Here is a 21,114-nt window from a genome sequence, read left to right as displayed (position 1 = left end):
TTGACAGGGTTTGTACTTCGGGATTATGATTTATTCGAAACGATTCGAAGAAATCGCTTCCACATAAAAAGTGTTGTAATCAAGTCCAAGTAAATCAACGTTGGCTATGTTTTGAAACGATTCGAGAAAATCGTTTCGATAACCGAGCGAAATACGGGGGAATCACTGGAATTTGCAACAAAAAGGCAGAGAAACAGAAGTTTACAGACAGCAGCCGACGATGAAAGGGGTTACTTATGGCGCATATAACGATCGAAACCGGATCGCCTACGTTATGCATGAACACAAGCATACATGTAGTGTCCAGTGACTCCGGAGACACTTCAGGCGGTACGCTATATTTGCTGCATGGGGCAGGCGATAATGCAAGTACATGGCAACGTTTGACTACAATTGAAATGTACGCGCAACAATATGGCTGTACCATCATTATGCCGGAAGCGAACCGAAGCTATTACACCGATATGGAATACGGCCTGAATTACTTCCATTACATCACTCAGGAGCTGCCTGAATTCTGCAGGCGCCAGCTCAATCTCAATACAGACCCGGCAAAGAACTTCGTCGCCGGTCTATCCATGGGTGGGTATGGTGCATTGAAATGTGCACTGACATATCCCGAGAGGTACCGCAAGGCGGTGTCCTTATCAGGTGTAACTGATATTCAGACCCGGCTTCACGATCCGGAAATGCCATCAGGCATGATCAAGGAAATGAAAGCGGTTTTTGGAGAACGGTTACAGGTAAAACCTGATCAGGACCTGTACGCACTGTCTGCCAAGCTGTTGAAGCAAGGTGGAGATTTACCGGATATTCTGAGTTGTTGTGGTGATATTGATCCGTTTGTGGATATGAATCGCAAATTCGCGGAATACATGCAGGAAACGGATTTTGAGTTTCAGTATGTGGAGACGCCGGGTACCCATGAATGGAGATTCTGGGAGCAACACCTGAGAACAATGTTTGATTTTCTGTATAACGACAAGACCAAAGTAGAGTGAGGAGATGCAATTTGAAACCTGCAGCCGAAGGACCTAGCAAAAAGCTGAAGGGAAACTTGAAAGGCAATTCGCTCTGGAGTGAAATCTGGAAGCACAGAATGACGTACACCCTGCTTATTCCAGGGCTCGTCTGGCTGATCCTGTTTGCCTACATGCCAATGGGTGGCCTGTCTCTTGCGTTTAAAGACTACAAGGCAAACCTGGGGATCTGGGGAAGCCCATGGAGCGGATTTGAGAATTTCAAATACGTTTTCCGGGATCCAACCTTTATTGACGCCGTATGGCGGACGCTGTACATCAACATTCTAAAACTGATTATTCAGTTCCCGTTCCCGATTATTCTGGCCCTGTTGCTGAATGAATTGCGGATGCGCAGAGGGAAAAAGTGGTTCCAGACAGTTCTTACGTTCCCTCACTTCCTTTCATGGATCATCGTATCCGGGGTAGTCATCAACGTCCTGGCTTATGACGGACTGGTAAACAGTGCACTTGGTTTGCTTGGATTGCCAACCATTAACTTCCTGGGTTCCGAGTCCAACTTTGTACCGATGCTGCTGTTGACGGACATCTGGAAATCAAGTGGATGGGGTGCGATTATCTTCCTGGCTGCCATTTCTGGTATCGATCAGGATCAGTATGAATCAGCACAGATTGACGGAGCATCCCGTATGCAACAGATGTTCCGCATCACATTGCCAAACATTCTTCCTACAATCACCGTCATGTTCATCCTGTCGGTTGGTGGATTGATGTCTTCCGGTTTCGACCAGATCTTCAACTTGGCAAATGCCGCAACTAAAAATGTATCGGAAGTATTGGATGTATATATCTATCGGATTACGTTCCAGTCCTCAACGGACTTCTCATTCTCGACAGCGGTCAGCTTGTTCCGTTCCCTCGTGAATATGGTCTTGCTGCTTCTCGCAGACAGATTTGCCAAGTGGCTTGGCGGAGACGGTTTGTTCCGATAAGAGAGGAGGAAAAATGAAATGAGTAAGAAAGCTAACAAAAAGCCGAGAATTGGTACAGAAAAAATGACATTTCTCGATTACATTATTTTCGCCATTTTACTTGTGCTTGCTCTGATGATTCTGATTCCGTTCTGGAATGTCATCATGATCTCGTTCGCAACACAAAAAGAATATGCTGACAATCCATTTTTGATGTTCCCTAAAGAATGGACATTGGATTCCTATAAGGCGTTGTTCGCTGACGGAACGATTCTGTCGGGGTACAAAAATACAATTATTTTGCTAGTTATCGGTTTGCCACTTAGCTTGTTCCTGACAACAAGCATGGCATATGGCCTTAGTCGCAACAAATTTCCGTTCAAGAAATTTCTCTTTTTCCTAGTGCTGTTCACCATGATCTTTAATGGTGGTATTGTACCGCTGTACCTGATCATGAAATCACTTCACCTTACAGGTACGCTGTGGTCTGTTATCCTGGCGGGAAGCTTCAGTGCGTTCAACATGATTCTGATGATGAACTACTTCTATACCTTGCCTGAGTCGCTTATGGAATCGGCGAGATTGGATGGAGCAGGAGAGTGGAGAATTCTGTTCTCTGTTGTTCTTCCGCTGGCTACACCAATTATGGCTACAATCACGTTGTTCTACGGTGTGGCGTACTGGAACAGTTGGTACGACGCGATGATATTCCTGCGAAAAGCGGATCAGTTGCCGCTCCAGAATGTTCTCAGAAACATTATCGTCACATCCCAGACGAACGCATCTAATGCATCCAGTGTCGATGCTGCCCAAGCAAGCAATTTCTCAATGGGTATGAAGATGGCGGCAGTATTTGTCACCATGGTACCAATTATGTGTTTCTTCCCAATGCTGCAAAAACACTTTGCCAAAGGGGTATTAACAGGGGCTATCAAGACCTGATTATACGTATAGGATTTTGCATTAAAATTCTACTAAAAAACATGGGGGTAAAACATGAAAACGAACAAAAAGTTGTCAGTAAGAGCTCTCTTTGCCATCACGCTTAGTGTAGTTATGCTGATGGTGACCGCTTGTTCCAGCCAAGGAGCTTCAGGTGGTAACGAAAAAGATGCAGAGGGAAATTACAAAGATAACCTGACCATCTCTGTAGCTAACCTGACAGAAATTAAAAACGGGAACTTGGATAATGACTTCCACAAGTTCTGGACAGACAAGTTCAATGTAACATGGGATTACAACTATATCGATTGGGATTCATGGGGCGAGAAGCTTCGTCTATGGATCAACTCTGGCGATTTGCCGGATGTAGCAGTATGGAACTATGTGCATGGCGATGCCATGAACAGTATTGATCAAGGCCTGTTCTACAAATTCCCGGATGACTGGAAAGAACGCTGGCCTAACGTGGCAGCAGCCTACAAGTTGACCGGTCTTGGAGACAAGCTGGAAGAACTGACGGGTGGAACATACGTCCTGCCAAGACCAATCTATTTCGAGAACAAACCTGCTGACCCATTGACGAACCAAATTGGTGTCATTGCACTTCGTAAAGACTGGGCTGAAGCGGTTGGTTTCGAACTGAAAGATGCATATACAACAACTGAATTGAATGAATACGCTGAGCTTGTAAAAGAAAAAGATCCAGGCAAAGTGGGCAACAAACTTGTACCTCTGTCCTACAATGCGGCAGATGCTATGACGAATATCATTATGCCGAACAGTGTGCATGCCATGACCGACACGCCGTTCTACAAAGGTGAAGATGGTCAGTTCCACTGGGGACCAGCAGATCCTGAAACTCTGACAGGTCTTAAATTGATGCAAAAAGCCTACAAAGATGGTTTGCTCAATCCTGAATTCTACACATGGAAAAACAATGAAGGACAAAACAACTTCAAAGTAACAGGTACAGCTGCAGTAACAAGTCTGGGCGGACTGGCTTCGTACAGACAAGGTCTGGATTCTGATATGAGAAAGAATCTGGGTGTAGATAGTGATGAACTGGTACACACAGCAATCGTAGTGGGCGACGATGGAAAATACCGTAACATGGAGCAAGCTAACTTCTGGTCTGCATTGATCTTCAATCCAGACATCAGCGACGAGAAATTCGAACGGATCATGGATCTGATCGACTACTCGACTACCAAAGAAGGACAACTGCTCATCAACATGGGCTTCGAAGGAACAGATTGGAAATATGATGAAAACAAAGAACTGGTTAGCTTGCTGCCAGAAGGTACTGTTCTGGAAGACAAATACCCAGCACGTTTCGAAGGTCTGTATCTTCTGGGTGACGACTTCAGTGTTGTAAACCCTGCAATTAAAAAGGATTATCGTGATAGAGCTGTGAAACTGTTCGAGGAAAAAGCAAAACTCGGTACAGAAGGTCAATCACTCGCAACATACGACTGGGATGTCAACCTGTACGATTCCAAAGCTAAAAGTCAGGCTTCATTCGACTACCAGAATGAATATGCCAACTTGATCCTCAAAAATGGAGATCTGGAAGCGAACTGGAAAGAATGGGTAAACAGCAAAATGTCCCTGGTTCAACCTTACCTGGATGAACTGAACAAAGAATTCAAGTAATCATTCAGTAATTAGCAAGATGGGATATGACAGGTGTGTTCTGTCTGTCCCATCCAATCGAACCCGGTGCGCGGTCTCTCCCCGAACGCAGCCGGGTTCTTTATTTCTACAACATGTAGTGGAGGATAATGTCTATGAATAACGAGCAGTTGCTAGACCTTGTAAAACAAATGACCTTGGAAGAAAAAACGGCCCAGCTGCTTCAGCTGACCGCTAACTTTTATGAAGGAACCAGTGTTGAAGGTCAGATCACAGGTCCAATGGAAGAGATGGGAATCACGGAGCAGTCCGTGGATGCCAGTGGCTCCATTCTGGGATTGTCCGGTGCACAGGCCATTATTGATGTACAACAAGCATACCTGAAAAAAAGTCGTCTCGGCATTCCGCTCTTGTTCATGGCGGACGTTGTGCATGGTTTTAAAACTATTTTCCCCATCCCACTAGCCATTGGCTGTTCATGGGACACTGAATTGGCAGAGAAAAGTGCTGAGATTGCAGCACGTGAATCCGCCGTATCTGGCCTCCATGTTACTTTTGCACCGATGGTCGATCTTGTTCGTGATCCGCGCTGGGGTCGTGTAATGGAGACAACAGGCGAAGATCCTTATTTGAACAGTCTGTTCTCTGCGGCATTTGTACGTGGATATCAGGGCGACAATTTGAAGGATGAGCCGGATCGTCTGGCGGCTTGTGTAAAACACTTTGCAGCATATGGGGCAGCAGAAGGTGGTCGTGATTACAACACGGTCGACATGTCTGAACGCAACTTGCGTGAGTACTACTTACCGGCTTACAAGGCAGCACTGGATGCAGGCGTAGAAATGGTTATGGCTTCATTCAATACCGTAGAGGGTATTCCAGCGAGCGGAAATGAGAAGCTTATGCGTGACATTTTGCGTGACGAGTGGGGCTTTGATGGTGTATTGATCTCCGATTGGGCTTCCATTCGCGAGATGATTGCTCATGGCGCTGCTGAAGATGATCGTGAAGCCGCGTACCGCGCCATTCGTGCTGGAGTGGATATCGAGATGATGACACCTTGTTATGTCCATCATCTTCCAGAGTTGATCAATAACGGAGAAGTGGAAGAAACGCTCATTGATGAAGCGGTGCTGCGTATTCTGCAACTGAAAGAAAAGCTGGGATTGTTCGATAATCCACTGCGTGCAGCTGATCCGGAGCGTGAGCGTGAGATTGTCTTCTCAAAAGAACATCGTCAGGTATCGTATGAGCTTGCAACCAAATCCGCTGTATTGTTGAAAAATGATAATGACGTTCTTCCGCTGAAGCCAGAAGCCAATGTAGCGTTAATTGGACCTTTTGCTCAAAGTGAAGACATTCTCGGATGGTGGTCCTGTGAAGGTGTCAAAGAGGATGCCGTTAAAATCGGAGCTGCTTTGCAGGAACGTCTTACTGCAGGAAAAGTTCATATGGCTCAAGGCAGCAACGTTCACACGATCACCGCTGAACAGATTGCTGAAGCACTTGAAATAGCAAGCAAAGCTGATCTGATCGTGCTTGCACTTGGTGAAGATTCCGAAATGAGTGGTGAAGGTGGATCGCGTACGGATATTCGTTTGCCAGCAGCTCAACTGGAATTGGTTAAACAGCTCAAAGCAGCGGGTAAACCAATCGCCACCGTTATTTTCAACGGTCGTCCTCTGGACTTACATGGTGTATTTGAAGAATCCGATGCTGTGCTTGAAGCGTGGTTCCCGGGCAGTGAGGGTGGAGCGGCCATTGCCGATGTATTGACAGGTGTGGTGAATCCATCTGCGCGTCTGACAATGTCCTTCCCGCAATCTGTAGGTCAGATACCGGTATATTACAATCATTTTAATACAGGACGTCCACTCAATCCGCAAAAGACGGAAGAGCGTTATGTTTCCAAATATATTGATAGTCCGAATGATCCACTGCTTCCGTTTGGCTACGGCTTGTCATACACCTCGTTTGAGTATGGTGACCTGGAAGTTTCGAGCAATGAAATGACTGCTGATCAACCTCTGACGATCCAAGTGCGTGTAACCAATGCTGGCGAGCGTGCTGGTGTGGAGACAGTTCAGTTGTACGTACGTGATGTCACTGGTGAAGTTGTGCGTCCAATGCGTGAGCTGAAAGGGTATGTTAAGCTGTCACTCGCACCGGGTGAAAGTGGTACGGCTACATTTACATTAAACGAAGAACAGCTTCGTTATCATCATTCCGATTTGAGTCATCGCAGTGATAAAGGAACATTCCACATTTTCGTAGGGCCGAATAGCCGCGATACATTGGAGAGTACGTTCAAGCTGGTGTAATGGGATACACCTCATATCGATGAATGATTGAACTCATCATACAAAAGCAGCAAAACTGCACTGCCTTCTTCTCTTCTGTTCAGCAGCGGGGAACAAGGCAGGATAGGAGGATATGAATAGATATATGAAGACCATGAATAAATCTCAAATCAACGTACAATCCGGCGATCTGTGCTTTACGTTCTGGGAAAGCGGTGATTTGTTCAAGGCTGTAAGTGGAACAACGATGATTAATCAGTGGATGGCTAGTCCAGTGGACGGCTCCATGAACAATCTGTACTTGCGTTTTCACAGTGAATCTGCCATTCGGTTTGTGCCAATGCTTGGCATTCACTCCGACAGCCAGGTGAGCACCGACGGTAGCCGTATAGTATGGACAGGTACCGCTGAGGGCGTAGGCTATCAGGTTGTATTTGCTCCAACAACCCGAGGTGTATGGTTCTGGGATGTAACCGTAAACGGTAATGGAGAAGAGGTCGACGTGGTCTATGGCCAGGATGTCGGCAATGCCGATCCAGGTGCGGTACGTAGCAATGAGGCTTACTTGTCGCAATACATTGACCATGCCGTATTTGAGGATACGAAGCTGGGATATATCGTAGCCTCACGGCAGAATCAGCCACAAGGCGGGGCTTTTCCTTATCTTCAACAGGGTTCATTAACCCGTGCAACAGGTTACTCCACAGATGGATTTCAGTTCTTTGGCTTGAGTTACAAGGAAACGAATGTCCCTGAAAGTCTGAGCAAGCCAACACTTGCAAATGAAGTGTATCAGTATGAATTTGCATACACAGCACTACAGTCCGAAAAAGTGGTGTTGAGTGGCGAAGCTCGCTTTGTGTTCTATGGACTCTTTCAGGCCAACCATCCTGAAGCGGTGAAGGAACTTGAATACCAGGATGTTGTACAACAGGCTTGGGACGAGTATGAAGCGAAGCGTCAAGAGAATACAAGCACGGTACAGGCAGTAACCAACGTATTCCCAAAAGTATCTCTCCATCCGGTAATGGGTGAACCCTTGCCTACTTTATCGATGACTGAAGAAGAAGTGAATTCCCGCTTCCCGGCTTCGAAGAGACATCAGGAAGAGCGTGCGGATGGCGAATTGCTGGCGTTCTTTACAGATACGTATGAGCATATTGTGCTGAAGGAAAAGGAAATGCGTGTGGAACGTCCACATGGACACATTCTGATGAGTGGCAACAATGTGAAGCTGGGTCAGAACGTAATCACTACGTCTTCCTATATGTATGGTATTTTCAATTCCCATGTGGTTGTAGGAAATACGAACTTCAATAAAATGATGAGCAACGCACGTAGTGCACTCAACATACCGAAAACATCCGGTCAGCGGATCTACGTTGAGATGGAGGGAATCTTCCACCTACTCACGATGCCTTCCCTGTTTGAAATGGGCTTCAACTATGTTCGCTGGTATTACAAAACAGCTGAGGATACGCTGATCATCACAAATTATACAACTTTGGATACTCCTGAAGTACATCTTCATGTGAAGTCGGAAAAAGGAATAGCTTATCGATACCTAATCACCAATCAGATTACGATGAATGTGAATGAATATGAACTTCCTGTTCATGTTTCCGAGCAGAATGGTGAACTGAGCTTCAAGGCAGATCACAGCTCCCTCAGTGCGGAAGTATATCCGAATCTGGAGTACCGCATGCGGGTAAGCGGAGCAGGAGTGAAGGTTGGCGATGAGACTGAGCTGGCTAGTGGAGTAAACGCAGGCGACGACTCACTGACGACTTTACGTCTGGACAGCAGCGCTGAATGGACATTGACCATTCAAGGTCTGTTGGAAGGAGGACAGACTGCATCCTCGACGCGCAGCTTCGAAGAGGAAGTGTCAGCTTATCGTACCTTCTATGCAGAAGTAATGAATGGATTCCATTTGTCCCAACCTCAGAAGCAAGGAGCGGACGAGTTGTTCAAAGTGAATGCTCTTGCATGGTGGTACACCCACAATATGCTGGTGCATTACTCTGTTCCTCACGGACTGGAGCAATATGGCGGTGCAGCTTGGGGAACACGGGATGTCTGCCAGGGGCCGGTCGAATACTTTATGGCTACACAAAAGTATGAGCAGGTTCGCGATATTCTGAAGACAGTTTACTCGCATCAGTATGAGGATGACGGCAACTGGCCGCAATGGTTTATGTTCGATCGTTATTTCAAAGTTCAGCAGGAAGAAAGCCATGGTGACATTATTGTTTGGCCTCTTAAAGTGCTAAGTGATTATCTGATTGCTACCAAGGATTATTCGATTCTGAATGAGGAAGTACCTTATACCGTAAAACATGGTTTTGATTTTACTGATCAGACAGCCAGCGTGCTGGAGCATGCCCAGAAAGAGCTGGAGTATATCCGCAGCCATTTCCTGCATGATACATTCCTCTCTTCATATGGTGACGGGGACTGGGACGATACATTACAGCCTGCCAATGCTCAATTGAAGCAATATATGGTCAGCAGCTGGACTGTGGCACTCACCTATCAAACGTTGAAGCAGCTATCCAGAGCGCTTGCGCCTGTGAAACCGGAGCTTTCTTCCGAGTTAAGTGACATGGCAGCGGGTGTGAAAAGAGACTTCAGCAAGTATATGCTGGATACCGATGTGATTCCAGGATTTGTATATATGGAAGACCCGGCACAAGCAAAACGCATGCTGCATCCGGATGACAGCGAGACAGGTATTCAGTACCGTTTGCTGCCGATGACACGCAGCATGATCGCCGAGCTGCTTGAGCCTGAGCAAGCGCAATCCCATTATGAACTGATCAAGGACAAGCTGTACTGCCCGGATGGTGTCAGATTGATGAATCGTCCAGCACAGTATGATGGCGGCGTCAGCACTCATTTCAAACGTGCAGAGCAGGCATCCAACTTCGGACGTGAAGTGGGCTTGCAATATGTTCATGCTCACATCCGTTATATTGAAGCCATGGCGAAGCTGGGCAACCCGGATGAAGTATGGAACGGCCTTGGCATTATCAATCCAGTGGGTATTCAGGAAGCTGTTCCTAACGCAGATTTGCGTCAAAGTAATGCCTATTTCAGCAGCTCTGACGGGAAATTCAACAACCGTTATGCAGCGCAGGAGCAATTCGATAAGCTTCGCACCGGAGATGTACAGGTGAAGGGTGGCTGGAGAATCTATTCCAGTGGACCGGGAATCTACATGAATCAGCTCATTTCGAACGCTCTGGGTATTCGTCAGGAGGAAGAAGATCTGGTTCTGGACCCTGTGTTACCTGTCAGCTTGGATGGATTACATTTTGATTTCCAATTTGCGGGCAAAAAAGTAACCTTCGTTTATCATCTCAGTGGAGAGGCCGTACAACGTATTGTGCTGAATGGCAAGGAACTGGATGCGACTAGGCTGCAACAACCTTATCGTCTTGGTGGACTGCGTATTTCACGTAAGGAGCTTGAACAGAGCCTGAGCGAGAATAACGTGATTGATATTTACAGTTAATGGTGTAAACATTAGTCCATTTTATCAAGTATAAATATTTTAGATGTCAGGTCCTTCGATTTCGAAGGGCCTGATGAACATAACAGGGGAGCGAAGAATGTGGTCAGTATCAAGGATATCGCCAAACAGGCGGGAGTTTCGATCTCTACCGTGTCATATGCTCTGAATGGTAGCAACAAAGTGACAGATGAGACCCGTTCCAAAATTTTGGCTATCGCCAAAGAGCTGAACTATGTTCCCAATGCTGCTGCCAGAACATTGAAGAAGAGAGAATCCAAAATTCTGGGTGTATTTCTGACGGATTTTAGCGGGGATGTATATGGAGACTTGCTTAGTGGTATGAAATCTGTATGTAATGCGCAAGGGTACGACCTAATTGTGTGCAGCGGGAAACAATCTCATCGAATGCTTCCGGAGCGAATGATTGATGGTGCTGTCATTCTGGATCATACATTTGCGAGCAAGGAACTAATGCAATATGCAGACAGAGGACACAAGATTGTCGTTCTTGACCGGGAACTGGATCACCCCAATATTAATCAGGTTCTGCTGGATAACAAGGCAGGAGCAACCCTTGCGATGGAGCATTTGATTGAACAGGGACACACGAAGATCTATGTCGTGACAGGTCCTGAAGGTTCATTTGACTCAGCTCAGCGGTTGAAGGCTGTAAGGCAAGTATCGGAGCGGGAAGCGAACGTGGAATGGATTGAGATCACCGGAGATTTCGAGAAGAGTGGCGGTGAACGGGCAGCGGAACGTATTATTCAGGAATATACTCAACCAGTTGGGGTGTTTTGTCTCAATGACGAGATGGCGATTGGGATGTGTGACCGGCTTGCTGATAGCGAGTTAAACATAGGTCAGGAGATTGATATTATTGGATTCGATAATATTGAACTTAGCAAATATGTGCAGCCAAGACTGGTCACAATTGATTATTCCAAACGAAAATGGGGCGCACTCGCAGCCGAACAATTAATCAAGATTATTGCCGGAGAGCCTGTCGATCATGAACGCATCTACGTGACACTGGTGGAGGGCGGGTCGGTAAACAGCAAGGTTCAGTCAGAATATCTTGCACAAGCCCAAGGTGAAAAGGCGGTTAGCTATTGACAACGCTGCCCCCTCTTCATTTCATGCATATTGTGTTGAACGACGACTGTACAGCAAGAGACAAGGCTTAGAAGAATTGAAGCATTCTTTTAAGCCTTGTCTCTTGTTTAGTTCTTTATTTGACCCAGACCCATTATAAAATAAAAAAACCTCTCACCAGGAGAGGCTTGGCCCTTAAAGGCCCTTGGTTTTGTCATTGTTGTAGGATGAAGTGAGAATGCCTGTAAGGAAGAGAGCCAATACAATTGCAATAATCCAAAATGTCAGTGAAAATGACATACCATAGCACCTCCTGCAAAATCTTTACTTCTATTATAACCATTATAGGAAGAAAAGAAATGCTTCATTCCATCATTTGTAAAATAAAAAGTGAGTAGGTACAGGTCGGAGGCTCCCGTCCGAGGGGTTATTCACAACCCGGTTGTTCACGATGAGTGAGGACGATCCGCCGCCATCCAGATTATAGGCGTCCACGACGCCAAGCTTGTACAAACGTCCTTGCAGCTCTTCCAAGGTGGCTCCTGAGCTTCCACCTTCGTTATACCCGTCAACAACGATAATCAACAATTGATCGTCTTTGTAATTGCCGATCACGGTGCGTGGAGCCCGCTTGGGTGACACTTTCCATTTGGCGGGAATGACCGTTTTTTGCCCATTCTGCAAAAGCACGGGTACAAATGTGGCACCAAATTGTGGTTGTAGGCGATCCAAGGAACTTTTGTCGAAAAATTTACCGCCTACCAGCTTACCGGCATCATCAAGACCTACAAAAAACAGATCCTTAAAGCTGGCCTGAAAACCATTCACATACTTGCCATCCATAACTGTTGTACTCAGCGGATACCGTTTACCGCCACTGTCGGCAAACCCGCCGGCATTAATTCCGGCAATGGCACCGCTGCGCTTGACCGCCTGCATGGTTGTCTCAGATCGGCCTGGCTCGCTGTCCAGAGCCATCTTCATGGCCGTGGGATCTTTTAGCTTGATTTTCATCGCATAGCCTTTATAGGGGCCTGGATTGACCCTATAGAGTTCAATCGTAAGTCGATCACTGTCTATCCGTTCAAACGGAACGCCCAGCTTGGATGAGATTCGTTGATTATAGATCGTTTCCGGGCGAGCGGCTTGAACCGTAGCCTTCTGTACAAGCGTCGACATCGTACTTGTTGTCTGATTGTACAGCTGTGTTGTTCTTTTAATAGAAGAAGAAGTCTGAACAGCAGCTTCTTTTGCCCCTGAAAGCTCATGGCTAATTGCCTGGGTCCGGGGTGTAACATTCTCTTCAGCCAGACCGGAATGAATGAAATCTCCGGGGTCAAGCGGAGGACGAATCAGCAGCATGCATAATATCAATCCAACAAAAGGAGCAAGTGCAAGCATAAATAAACGATTAACCTTTTTTACGGGTGTAATCATTTGAGCAGGTCCATCTTTTTCTGGAGTGTCTCCAGTTGTTTTTTGACTTCGCTCAGCTGAGTATACAATTTGTTGCTGTTGTCGGTTTTATCGTTTGCATTATCCTTGGTGAAAGTCAGTAATTCATTAAAGGACTGCACCTGGCCCTGCAGGTCCGCTACTTCCTTGGATATCGTTGTTAGCTGCTTTTCGTAGTCGGCTTTGAGCGCTGCAATCTGCTGTTGATTATGGGTCTGAAGCTGATTAATCATCTGTTGCTGGAGGTGGTTACTATAATAGTAGGTTCCGAGTACTCCAAGTGCAATGAGAACAATCCACATGACCAGAAACAGCTTGACTGAAGATCCGGCCTTACCTTTGGCGCTCCGGGTGTGATGGATGTCAGAGGGTTGGACAGAAGGTTTCATATCATCACTCCTGGTTATTTATAGGTACAAAAAAATTTCCAGTCCTCATTCTATCACGCCACTATTGATTACGCAAAAATGAAATTCTTTGAGTAATAGGATAAAAAGAGATTGCATCGGAAGGAAGTCCTAGGATACAATTTCTTATAGATGCAATAAGTAGGAACTTTGGGCAAGTTTTTCGACTTTTTTAGATAGAAATGCAGGAAATTTATACTATATTTTGATCTTTCTTCACTCGGGAAGACAAAAGTCCTGATGTGATGACAGCAAAATACAGTAGAAATAGAGCTGTTCTTACAGCTGTATCAAGTGTTTTTCTATTTTTCGACATTATCCGACTTTTACTTCTTCTATACACGGACTGTCGCAAGGGTAGAGGCATCATCATGGCTGATGGTGGAAAAGGAATTTGTACAATACATAACAGGGGGAACAACAATGAAAAAAGTATGGCAGGTGGTCATCGTAGATATCCACCCCACCAGCATGCTGGGTACGAAATTGATTTTGGAAGAACAGCAGGATCTGTTGGTACGGGGGATGACTTCGACTGGGTCCGAAGGTCTTGAACTGGTGAACATTCACCAGCCCGATCTGATTTTGATGGATTATCGGCTTCCTGAGGGCCAGGCAGATCAGTATATATCCCAAATGAAAAATCTGTCGGCTCATAGTCACATCATTATTCTAACGGACGAGGATAATGTAAAATTATTTCGTCATCTAATCAGTCTAGGTGCAAGTGGCATGCTGTCCAAACAGGCTTCCCCTAGCCAGCTGATTCATCTGATATCTGGGCTGCGTGAGGGATGTGTATCCATCCCATTATCCTGGTTAGCCAGTTCGGAATGGGCCCAACCCGTCGAATCTCCGGCAGAAGAACTTATTGTTGAATTAACAGAAACCGAAACTTTTATCATGGAAAGAATTGTTCAGGGCGTAACCTATGATAAAATAGCCAGTGAGATTAACGTTAGCAGACGTTCGATTGATAATTACCTGCGTAAAATATACGTCAAGCTGGATGTAAGCAGCAGGGCACAGGCGATTGAACGGTACGCTTTATATGCGAGGCAGACCAAAACCGTATCCTGACGAGTATGGCTCCATGAATCTCTATGTACGAATGCTCGTCAAGTGTCCGGTCTGGTCATATTTAGTGTCCAACAAGAATAGGTTGTAGGGGCTACGGACTGCGAGCACAGTTCGGATTAGGGATGAAAGGGGAACGGACCGATGAAATATTTCTTCGCCTCCCGTACAAACAGGCTTTTGACATCACCGCTGAGGGACATACGTGAGATGTCTGGTCGGGATTATTTCATTTCTCTGGCAGAAGAACTGCCTGCGGAGGAGCTGTTTCCATTCAAATTGCTGGAAGAAGCAGCGGTGTCTGTATTTAGTTCCGGACCCTCCGCATTGCAGTATGGTGAACCGGCAGGGTATAGACCGTTGAGAGAATGGCTGGACAACGATTGGAATGCTCGCAAGGGCATACGGACAGTCCCGGAGCAGATTCTATTGACTACAGGGACCCAGCAGGCGATCGATCTTGTGATGCGTTTGCTGCTTGAGCCTGGAGATTCCGTGTTGGTTGAGCATCCTACTTCTCCAGGCTGTCTCGAGGTTTTGGAGATGCAAGGTGCCAAAATCGTGCCCGTCACAGGCGATGGGGATGGCATTTTGCCTGACCTTTTGGAGCATCACATGCAGCAGGTGAGACCGAAGCTGCTTTTTGCTGCACCCAGTTTTTCCAATCCAACCGGCGCGCTGTGGAGTATGAAACGGCGTGAGGCTGTGCTTGATCTGTGTTCACGCTACGGCGTGCTGCTCGTGGAGGATGATTCCTATGGCGAACTTCATTTCGATGGATTGGAGCCGGGAGACTTCTACCGGAAGTATCCTTCCCTCTTTGCGCTGGATACAGCGGATCAGGGTGGACATGTTCTCTACATTGGTTCGTTTAGCAAAACTGTAGCACCTGCCCTGCGTACAGGTTGGGCTGCCGGGCATCCGGCCTTGATCCAGGCTATGGCCTCGGTGAAACGGATAGCAGACGGACAGTCCAGTCCCATGAATCAGAGATTATTGTATCAATTGCTCGCCCATTCTCCTTTTAAGTGGAGTGATCATCTCTCCATGCTGAACCGGGAGTATAAGACTAGGCTCAAGCTTATGCTCGAATTATTGAAGCGTCCGGGATGGAAAGGGAGCCAGTACAGCATTCCTGAAGGGGGAATGTATCTGTGGGTACAGTTGCCGGACGGATTGGACAGCGGAGCTCTGCTCAAGGCAGCGTTGTTAAAAGGAGTATCTTTTCTTCCAGGTTCCCTATGCTCCACGGGTGAACAGGATCATCGGTACATCCGATTGAACTTCAGCCATCCCGGCCGGGATGAGTTGCTGCTTGGTATGAATCTGATCAGTGAGTCCATAACAGAGTTTACAGCCCGGAGCTAATCCGGATATAGAAAAGATAGAATGTAGGGTCAAATTCATGCCTGGAACCTGTGACAGCATAAGTTCCAGGCATTGGATTTGGAAGCAAATAAGTTTCCCCCAAAGTAATTACGTTATTGCATCCACTAACATTTTTATATATAATATGTATTAATGAGTTGTTGTTTTCTTTATATAAGCTGCATTCATTGCAAGTTCAGGAGAAGCACTCATATATTTTAACTAACGGGGGAACGAACATGTCTAACATTTTATTTGTCAAAGCAAACGACCGTCCTGCAGATCAAGCAGTCAGCGTACAATTGTACGATGCATTTTTGAGCGCATACAAAGAATCCCACCCAGGTGACACAGTTACCGAACTGGATCTCTACAATACAGATATTCCTTACTACGGCAACACTGTAATTACAGGTGGATACAAAGCCGCTAATGGTATCGAAGCAACTGCTGAAGAGCAAAAAGCAGCTGCACTGGCAGCACAATTGCAAGATCAATTCTTGGCAGCAGACAAAGTAGTATTTGCATTCCCACTGTGGAACTTCACTGTTCCAGCACCACTGGTAAACTACATTTCCTACTTGAGTCAAGCTGGAAAAATGTTCAAATACACTGCTGAAGGCCCTGTAGGTCTGGTAGGCGACAAAAAAGTGGCATTGTTGAACGCGCGTGGCGGAGTTTACTCCGTTGAGCCAATGGCATCCGCTGAAATGTCCGTTAAATATGTAACAAATGTACTGAACTTCTGGGGTATTCAAAACCCTGAACTGGTTATCGTTGAAGGCCACAATGCTTCACCTGACCGTTCCCAAGAGATCGTAGCAGCAGGTCTGAAATTGGCTTCCGAAGTAGCAGCAAGCTTCTAATAGCTTATATATAGAAACACGAAAAAGCCCATTATCTCCGTTGGAGATGATGGGCTTTTTTTGCATCTGCATTTTGCATGGAGCTACACTGCCTGTTGCCTCAGTCATCCCTTCCATGGATCAGGTAGGGCTCCGCTACTTCCGCAATATGTTCAAGCTCACTGTCTTCATGTTGATTCAAGGAAAAATCTATTTCTAGTTCATTTATACTCCGTTTAATCATATCATTATCCTCAAGCATGTGAGCATGCTCGGTTAGTGCCTGCACACCCTTAACCGTCAGCACATATCGTCCACGGGATAGCCGCTCGAACCAGCCATAATAGTTTTTTTGCAAAATGGCCGCAGCGGAGCCAACACTTGTCTGTTTGCTGATCGAGGCTGGGGAGGCTTCTCCCTGAGCGCGAAGGGCGAAAGCTACACGTAATGCCTTTTCTCTGTAAGCGGTGACCAGCTGCCTGCGTGTGCTTCCTCCCGTGTTGTAGTCACCACTGCGCTCGTCAAATTCCTTCAGCAGTCGCTGCCGCCGGATACCGCCTTTACGGACAACGGTGCCGCTACCAGGTATAAGAGATTGGACAGCAGGTTCACACAGCACATCAATCAGAGGTGATTTGGTTTTGTAGAACGTAACGGTGATAAGGCCCAGCCCAAGTTGTCTGCATAGTGCTGTCAATTCGCCCCAACGCTGGTTCACAGCACCACGCTTGCTACGATTCCGCTCAACAGCCAGATACACGAAGGGGCTGAGCTTCAGGCGCTGCATTCCCTGTAGCAGCAGAGACAGATTAAATGTTTTTTTCATCTCCACAATGAGTGGTTCGTTTTGATCCGATTTGACCCCAACCAGGTCACAATGTTTGACTTCAGCCTTCACGTCGTAGCCGCGTCGTTCGAAAAAAGCCTTTACAGGTGAATATAACTCAGTTTCGTACTTTACTGCCATCGTTTCTGCTCCTTCCCTGAAGTGGCTCGTATCTGGCCATCTATTGTCCCGTTTTCTGAATTTAGAACCTTCATTATATCATATCCGTTCTTTTTTTTCTGAGTGCACAAGATGTCTGATAGAACAGGGAAAGCCTCAAATTAAGACCCGCGGATTGAAAAAAAGAGGTCAACTTATCCGATTTGCCGCATAGGTATGTAATACACTTTTCACAACAATACATGATGTTTGGACAGAGGGTGGCGGGACTAATCCGGACCGCAAGATTGGTATTCAAGCACAAGCCGTAATTCTATTGATTTCTTCATACCATTCGGAATGGTTGACAATCACACTAAAGGAGCCATGGGAGGTACCAAGCATGAATATTTTTGAACGCGTTGCGGAACATCGGGCAGAGAGTGACCGTTTATCATGGAACGGGACATTTGAAGATTATATTGCACTGCTGAGAGAGGACCCGACTCCGGCAATGACGGCTCACGCACGAGTGTACCAGATGATTGAATCGTTTGGCGTGGAAGAAGTTGGGGGGCACAAACGGTACAAGTTTTTTGAACAGGAGATTTTTGGGCTGGATCGTTCCATTGAAAAGCTGGTGGAAGAATATTTCCACTCGGCAGCACGTCGTTTGGATGTTCGTAAACGTATTCTGCTGCTGATGGGCCCAGTCAGCGGAGGTAAGTCAACACTGGTAACGCTGCTGAAACGTGGCCTTGAACAATTCTCCCGCACAGAGAAGGGTGCTGTATACGCCATTGAAGGATGCCCAATGCATGAGGAGCCTCTGCATCTGATTCCGCTGGAGCTTCGTCCCGAAGTGGAAAAGGAGATCGGTGTCCGCATTGAGGGCAATCTCTGCCCATCCTGCCAGATGCGTCTTCGGACGGAATATGGGGGTGATATCAGTAAGGTGCGGGTAGAACGGGTCATCATTTCCGAGGATAACCGGGTGGGAATCGGAACATTCAGTCCATCCGATCCCAAATCCCAAGATATTGCCGATCTGACAGGAAGTATCGACTTCTCAACCATTACCGAATTCGGCTCTGAGTCTGATCCGCGCGCCTATCGTTTTGACGGTGAATTGAACAAGGCCAACCGTGGATTGATGGAATTTCAGGAGATGCTGAAATGTGATGAGAAGTTTCTGTGGAACCTGTTATCGCTGACGCAGGAAGGTAATTTTAAAGCAGGCCGATTTGCCTTGATCAGTGCGGATGAAATGATTGTGGCGCATACGAATGAATCCGAGTACAAATCATTTATCTCCAACAAAAAGAATGAAGCCTTGCAATCCCGGATGATCGTCATGCCGATTCCCTACAACCTGAAGGTCTCCGAGGAAGAGAAGATTTACGGCAAGCTCATTCAGCAAAGTGATATGAAGCATGTCCATATTGCACCGCATGCCCTGCGGACTGCAGCCATTTTCTCCATACTTACCCGCTTGAAAGAAACGAAGAAACAAGGCATGGATCTGGTCAAAAAAATGCGGATGTATGACGGTGAAGAAGTCGAAGGGTACAAAGAAGCTGATCTGCGCGAGATGCAAAATGAATATTTGGATGAGGGCATGTCGGGCATTGATCCACGTTATGTCATCAACCGGATATCCAGTGCTTTGATTAAGCAAAACCTTCAGTGCATTAACGCGTTGGATATTCTCCGGGCGATCAAGGATGGTCTGGATCAGCATGCTTCGATTACAAAAGAGGAACGCGAGCGTTACCTGAACTTTATTGCCCTGGCTCGGAAAGAGTATGATGAGCTGGCGAAGAAGGAAGTGCAGAAAGCATTTGTCTACTCGTTCGAAGAATCGGCCAGAACGCTGTTCGAAAATTACCTCGATAATATCGAGGCATTCTGCAACTGGTCCAAAATTCGTGATCCACTGACGGATGAGGAGATGGACCCGGATGAGCGTTTGATGCGTTCGATAGAAGAACAGATCGGTATTTCCGAAAATGCTAAAAAAGCTTTCAGGGAAGAGATATTGATCCGCATCTCGGCTTATTCCCGGAAGGAACGGAAATTCGAATACAGCAGCCATGATCGTTTGCGTGAAGCGATTGAAAAGAAACTGTTCACTGACTTGAAGGATATTGTGAAGATCACAACTTCAACCAAGACACCAGATGCCACTCAACTGAAACGAATGAATGAAGTAATTAAACGGTTGATTGAAGAACATGGATATACCGCAGCTAGTGCGAATGAACTGCTCCGTTATGTGGGTAGTCTGTTGAATCGCTAATTCTGCAACGAACCATTCCGGATCAGGCTCCTGACGCCTGCTGTGAGGCTCCTTCACAGCAGGGTCAGGGGTCTTTTTATATAGGTATTTGTACAATTATGACTAGTAAAATGACAGAGAAGGTCAATTCCATGACAAATTAGTTCTAATGGTATATGTAAAATTAGGTCATTTAGTCTATAATCGGTAAACAGATATTTACAATTTAATATTTTTTGTGGTTATTAAGGAGCTGACAGAACTAGTTATGAGTATTACTATAGCAAGACAACAACAACTTGATTATATTGGGTTGACCGCCGGAGATCTACAATTGCTTGCGGATCATCGACCTGCTTTTGAGAAAGTCGTGGACGAAGTGGTGGACCATTTCTACAATCATGTAGGCAATTATCCGAATTTGGTCGATCTGATTGCCCGGTTCTCGTCCATTGACCGTTTGAAGGAAACACAAAAGCTATACTGGTTATCCATGACCGATGGTGTAGTTGATGATGCATACATTGAACAGCGCATTGCAATCGGACTGGTCCATTCCCGCATTGGTTTGTCCGAAGATTATTATCTGGGCACGTATATGGTTTACCTCGATATTGCAACAAGTATATTCCAGCAAGTCATCCCCGAACACTGGCATCTGGTCATCCAGGCTCTTAGTAAAATGTTCAATCTCGATTCACAGCTTGTATTGGAGGCTTACGAGAAGAAGGAAAAGGAAAAATTAAATCAACTTGCTGAAGATCAGCAGCATACGTTGCTGGCCATCACGGAGATTACCCAGCAGTTGACGGGCATGATTAGTGAATTGAATGAAAATGCTCAGGCGATCTCTGATGTGGCCAGAGAAACGGCTGCCTCTCAGGATCAGGCAAATGGATTGTTGGAAGAGCTGACTAAGGAAATTCATCAGATTGGCAAAATGGGTGAGATCATTCGTGAAATCTCGGATCAGAGTCATCTCGTGGGTTTGAATGCCGCCATTGAAGCTGCACATGCAGGAGAATTTGGCCGGGGATTCGAGGTGGTTGCCAGTGAGGTTCGCAAGCTTGCGGCTAGTTCCCGAGAGGCTCAAGGGAAAATTCAGTCGAACTTGGCACAGATCATGAAGAAGCTAGGTAGTGTTCAACAGGAGTCGGAGCACACTGCTTCGGGAGCAAGGCGTCAGGCATCCCGATCAGAAGAGCTTGCGGTTTTTGCTACCACTATGGAGAAACTGGCACTTGATCTCAGGAAATTGGATCATCAGGAATAGACGGTAATACTGGCTGGAAGCTGTGATACCGTTTCTGGCTGTTTTAAGC

15 protein-coding genes are annotated in these 21,114 nt (G+C 46.3%); 12 read left to right on the top strand and 3 right to left on the bottom strand.

All coding sequences use genetic code 11. From position 1 onward, the window contains the following. Positions 1-236 precede the first annotated feature (236 nt). The 7 genes from ACR1R9_RS18040 (at position 237) to ACR1R9_RS18010 (ending at position 11,458) form a co-directional block, all read left to right on the top strand. Positions 237-1,001, top strand: a complete 765-nt coding sequence (locus ACR1R9_RS18040) for an alpha/beta hydrolase (RefSeq protein ID WP_076289887.1) — start codon at positions 237-239, stop codon at positions 999-1,001. Between the two features lie 11 nt (positions 1,002-1,012). Continuing rightward, positions 1,013-1,972, top strand: a complete 960-nt coding sequence (locus ACR1R9_RS18035; protein WP_062320079.1) for an ABC transporter permease — start codon at positions 1,013-1,015, stop codon at positions 1,970-1,972. Positions 1,973-1,990: 18 nt separating this feature from the next. Then, positions 1,991-2,893 carry a carbohydrate ABC transporter permease gene (locus tag ACR1R9_RS18030; RefSeq protein ID WP_076289886.1) on the top strand — a complete coding sequence of 301 codons (903 nt, stop codon included), beginning with the start codon at positions 1,991-1,993 and terminating at the stop codon, positions 2,891-2,893. 54 nt (positions 2,894-2,947) lie between these two features. Then, positions 2,948-4,546 carry an ABC transporter substrate-binding protein gene (locus ACR1R9_RS18025; protein ID WP_076289885.1) on the top strand — a complete coding sequence of 533 codons (1,599 nt, stop codon included), beginning with the start codon at positions 2,948-2,950 and terminating at the stop codon, positions 4,544-4,546. A gap of 134 nt (positions 4,547-4,680) precedes the next feature. Next, positions 4,681-6,846 (top strand): glycoside hydrolase family 3 N-terminal domain-containing protein, encoded by a 2,166-nt coding sequence (locus ACR1R9_RS18020; RefSeq protein WP_433923076.1) that lies wholly within the window; start codon positions 4,681-4,683, stop codon positions 6,844-6,846. Positions 6,847-6,970: 124 nt separating this feature from the next. Beyond that, positions 6,971-10,342 (top strand): GH36-type glycosyl hydrolase domain-containing protein, encoded by a 3,372-nt coding sequence (locus tag ACR1R9_RS18015; RefSeq protein WP_433923077.1) that lies wholly within the window; start codon positions 6,971-6,973, stop codon positions 10,340-10,342. 99 nt (positions 10,343-10,441) lie between these two features. Then, positions 10,442-11,458: a LacI family DNA-binding transcriptional regulator gene (locus ACR1R9_RS18010; protein ID WP_076289882.1), complete on the top strand. Its 1,017-nt coding sequence runs from the start codon at positions 10,442-10,444 to the stop codon at positions 11,456-11,458. Positions 11,459-11,809: 351 nt separating this feature from the next. Here ACR1R9_RS18010 and ACR1R9_RS18005 read toward each other — a convergent pair whose 3' ends face one another. Further along, positions 11,810-12,874: a phosphodiester glycosidase family protein gene (locus ACR1R9_RS18005; protein WP_326065341.1), complete on the bottom strand. Its 1,065-nt coding sequence runs from the start codon at positions 12,872-12,874 to the stop codon at positions 11,810-11,812. Next, positions 12,871-13,281, bottom strand: coding sequence for a hypothetical protein (locus ACR1R9_RS18000; RefSeq protein WP_063564256.1), 411 nt, complete (start codon positions 13,279-13,281; stop codon positions 12,871-12,873). Before ACR1R9_RS18000 ends, ACR1R9_RS18005 begins: the two co-directional genes overlap by 4 nt. 441 nt (positions 13,282-13,722) lie before the next feature. Here ACR1R9_RS18000 and ACR1R9_RS17995 point away from each other — a divergent pair, with 441 nt between their 5' ends. The 3 genes from ACR1R9_RS17995 (at position 13,723) to ACR1R9_RS17985 (ending at position 16,610) form a co-directional block, all read left to right on the top strand. Further along, complete coding sequence (locus ACR1R9_RS17995; protein ID WP_090895259.1) at positions 13,723-14,379, top strand: response regulator transcription factor; 657 nt, start codon at positions 13,723-13,725, stop codon at positions 14,377-14,379. A gap of 141 nt (positions 14,380-14,520) precedes the next feature. After that, entirely contained in the window at positions 14,521-15,744 is a 1,224-nt protein-coding gene (locus tag ACR1R9_RS17990; protein WP_433923078.1) for a PLP-dependent aminotransferase family protein, read from the top strand. Positions 15,745-15,983: 239 nt separating this feature from the next. Further along, positions 15,984-16,610 carry an FMN-dependent NADH-azoreductase gene (locus tag ACR1R9_RS17985; RefSeq protein ID WP_063564259.1) on the top strand — a complete coding sequence of 209 codons (627 nt, stop codon included), beginning with the start codon at positions 15,984-15,986 and terminating at the stop codon, positions 16,608-16,610. 100 nt (positions 16,611-16,710) lie between these two features. Here the strand turns inward: ACR1R9_RS17985 and ACR1R9_RS17980 are convergent, their stop codons facing one another. After that, entirely contained in the window at positions 16,711-17,556 is an 846-nt protein-coding gene (locus ACR1R9_RS17980) for a DUF2161 domain-containing phosphodiesterase (RefSeq protein ID WP_310852467.1), read from the bottom strand. A gap of 361 nt (positions 17,557-17,917) precedes the next feature. Here ACR1R9_RS17980 and ACR1R9_RS17975 point away from each other — a divergent pair, with 361 nt between their 5' ends. Together ACR1R9_RS17975 and ACR1R9_RS17970 are read left to right on the top strand one after the other, a co-directional pair. Continuing rightward, entirely contained in the window at positions 17,918-19,813 is a 1,896-nt protein-coding gene (locus ACR1R9_RS17975; protein ID WP_076289877.1) for a PrkA family serine protein kinase, read from the top strand. Between the two features lie 247 nt (positions 19,814-20,060). After that, the gene (locus ACR1R9_RS17970) at positions 20,061-21,065 is read left to right on the top strand and encodes a globin-coupled sensor protein (protein WP_076289876.1); all 1,005 of its coding nucleotides are present in this window, start codon (positions 20,061-20,063) and stop codon (positions 21,063-21,065) included. The last annotated feature ends 49 nt before the right edge of the window (positions 21,066-21,114 follow it).

This window comes from Paenibacillus taichungensis, from assembly GCF_050994985.1.
Classification (GTDB): domain Bacteria; phylum Bacillota; class Bacilli; order Paenibacillales; family Paenibacillaceae; genus Paenibacillus; species Paenibacillus taichungensis.
The sequence above is the reverse complement of the archived record's forward strand: the minus strand, read 5'-3'. Positions and strand labels throughout refer to the sequence as shown.

What these genes read in the sequence shown, in the direction of transcription:
- ACR1R9_RS18040 (WP_076289887.1), top strand. Translation starts at nt 237, where the DNA reads ATGGCGCATATAACGATCGAAACCGGATCGCCTACGTTATGCATGAAC.
- ACR1R9_RS18030 (WP_076289886.1), top strand. Translation starts at nt 1,991, where the DNA reads ATGAGTAAGAAAGCTAACAAAAAGCCGAGAATTGGTACAGAAAAAATG.
- ACR1R9_RS18025 (WP_076289885.1), top strand. Translation starts at nt 2,948, where the DNA reads ATGAAAACGAACAAAAAGTTGTCAGTAAGAGCTCTCTTTGCCATCACG.
- ACR1R9_RS18020 (WP_433923076.1), top strand. Translation starts at nt 4,681, where the DNA reads ATGAATAACGAGCAGTTGCTAGACCTTGTAAAACAAATGACCTTGGAA.
- ACR1R9_RS18015 (WP_433923077.1), top strand. Translation starts at nt 6,971, where the DNA reads ATGAAGACCATGAATAAATCTCAAATCAACGTACAATCCGGCGATCTG.
- ACR1R9_RS18005 (WP_326065341.1), bottom strand. Translation starts at nt 12,874, where the DNA reads ATGATTACACCCGTAAAAAAGGTTAATCGTTTATTTATGCTTGCACTT.
- ACR1R9_RS18000 (WP_063564256.1), bottom strand. Translation starts at nt 13,281, where the DNA reads ATGAAACCTTCTGTCCAACCCTCTGACATCCATCACACCCGGAGCGCC.
- ACR1R9_RS17995 (WP_090895259.1), top strand. Translation starts at nt 13,723, where the DNA reads ATGAAAAAAGTATGGCAGGTGGTCATCGTAGATATCCACCCCACCAGC.
- ACR1R9_RS17990 (WP_433923078.1), top strand. Translation starts at nt 14,521, where the DNA reads ATGAAATATTTCTTCGCCTCCCGTACAAACAGGCTTTTGACATCACCG.
- ACR1R9_RS17985 (WP_063564259.1), top strand. Translation starts at nt 15,984, where the DNA reads ATGTCTAACATTTTATTTGTCAAAGCAAACGACCGTCCTGCAGATCAA.
- ACR1R9_RS17980 (WP_310852467.1), bottom strand. Translation starts at nt 17,556, where the DNA reads ATGGCAGTAAAGTACGAAACTGAGTTATATTCACCTGTAAAGGCTTTT.
- ACR1R9_RS17975 (WP_076289877.1), top strand. Translation starts at nt 17,918, where the DNA reads ATGAATATTTTTGAACGCGTTGCGGAACATCGGGCAGAGAGTGACCGT.
- ACR1R9_RS17970 (WP_076289876.1), top strand. Translation starts at nt 20,061, where the DNA reads ATGAGTATTACTATAGCAAGACAACAACAACTTGATTATATTGGGTTG.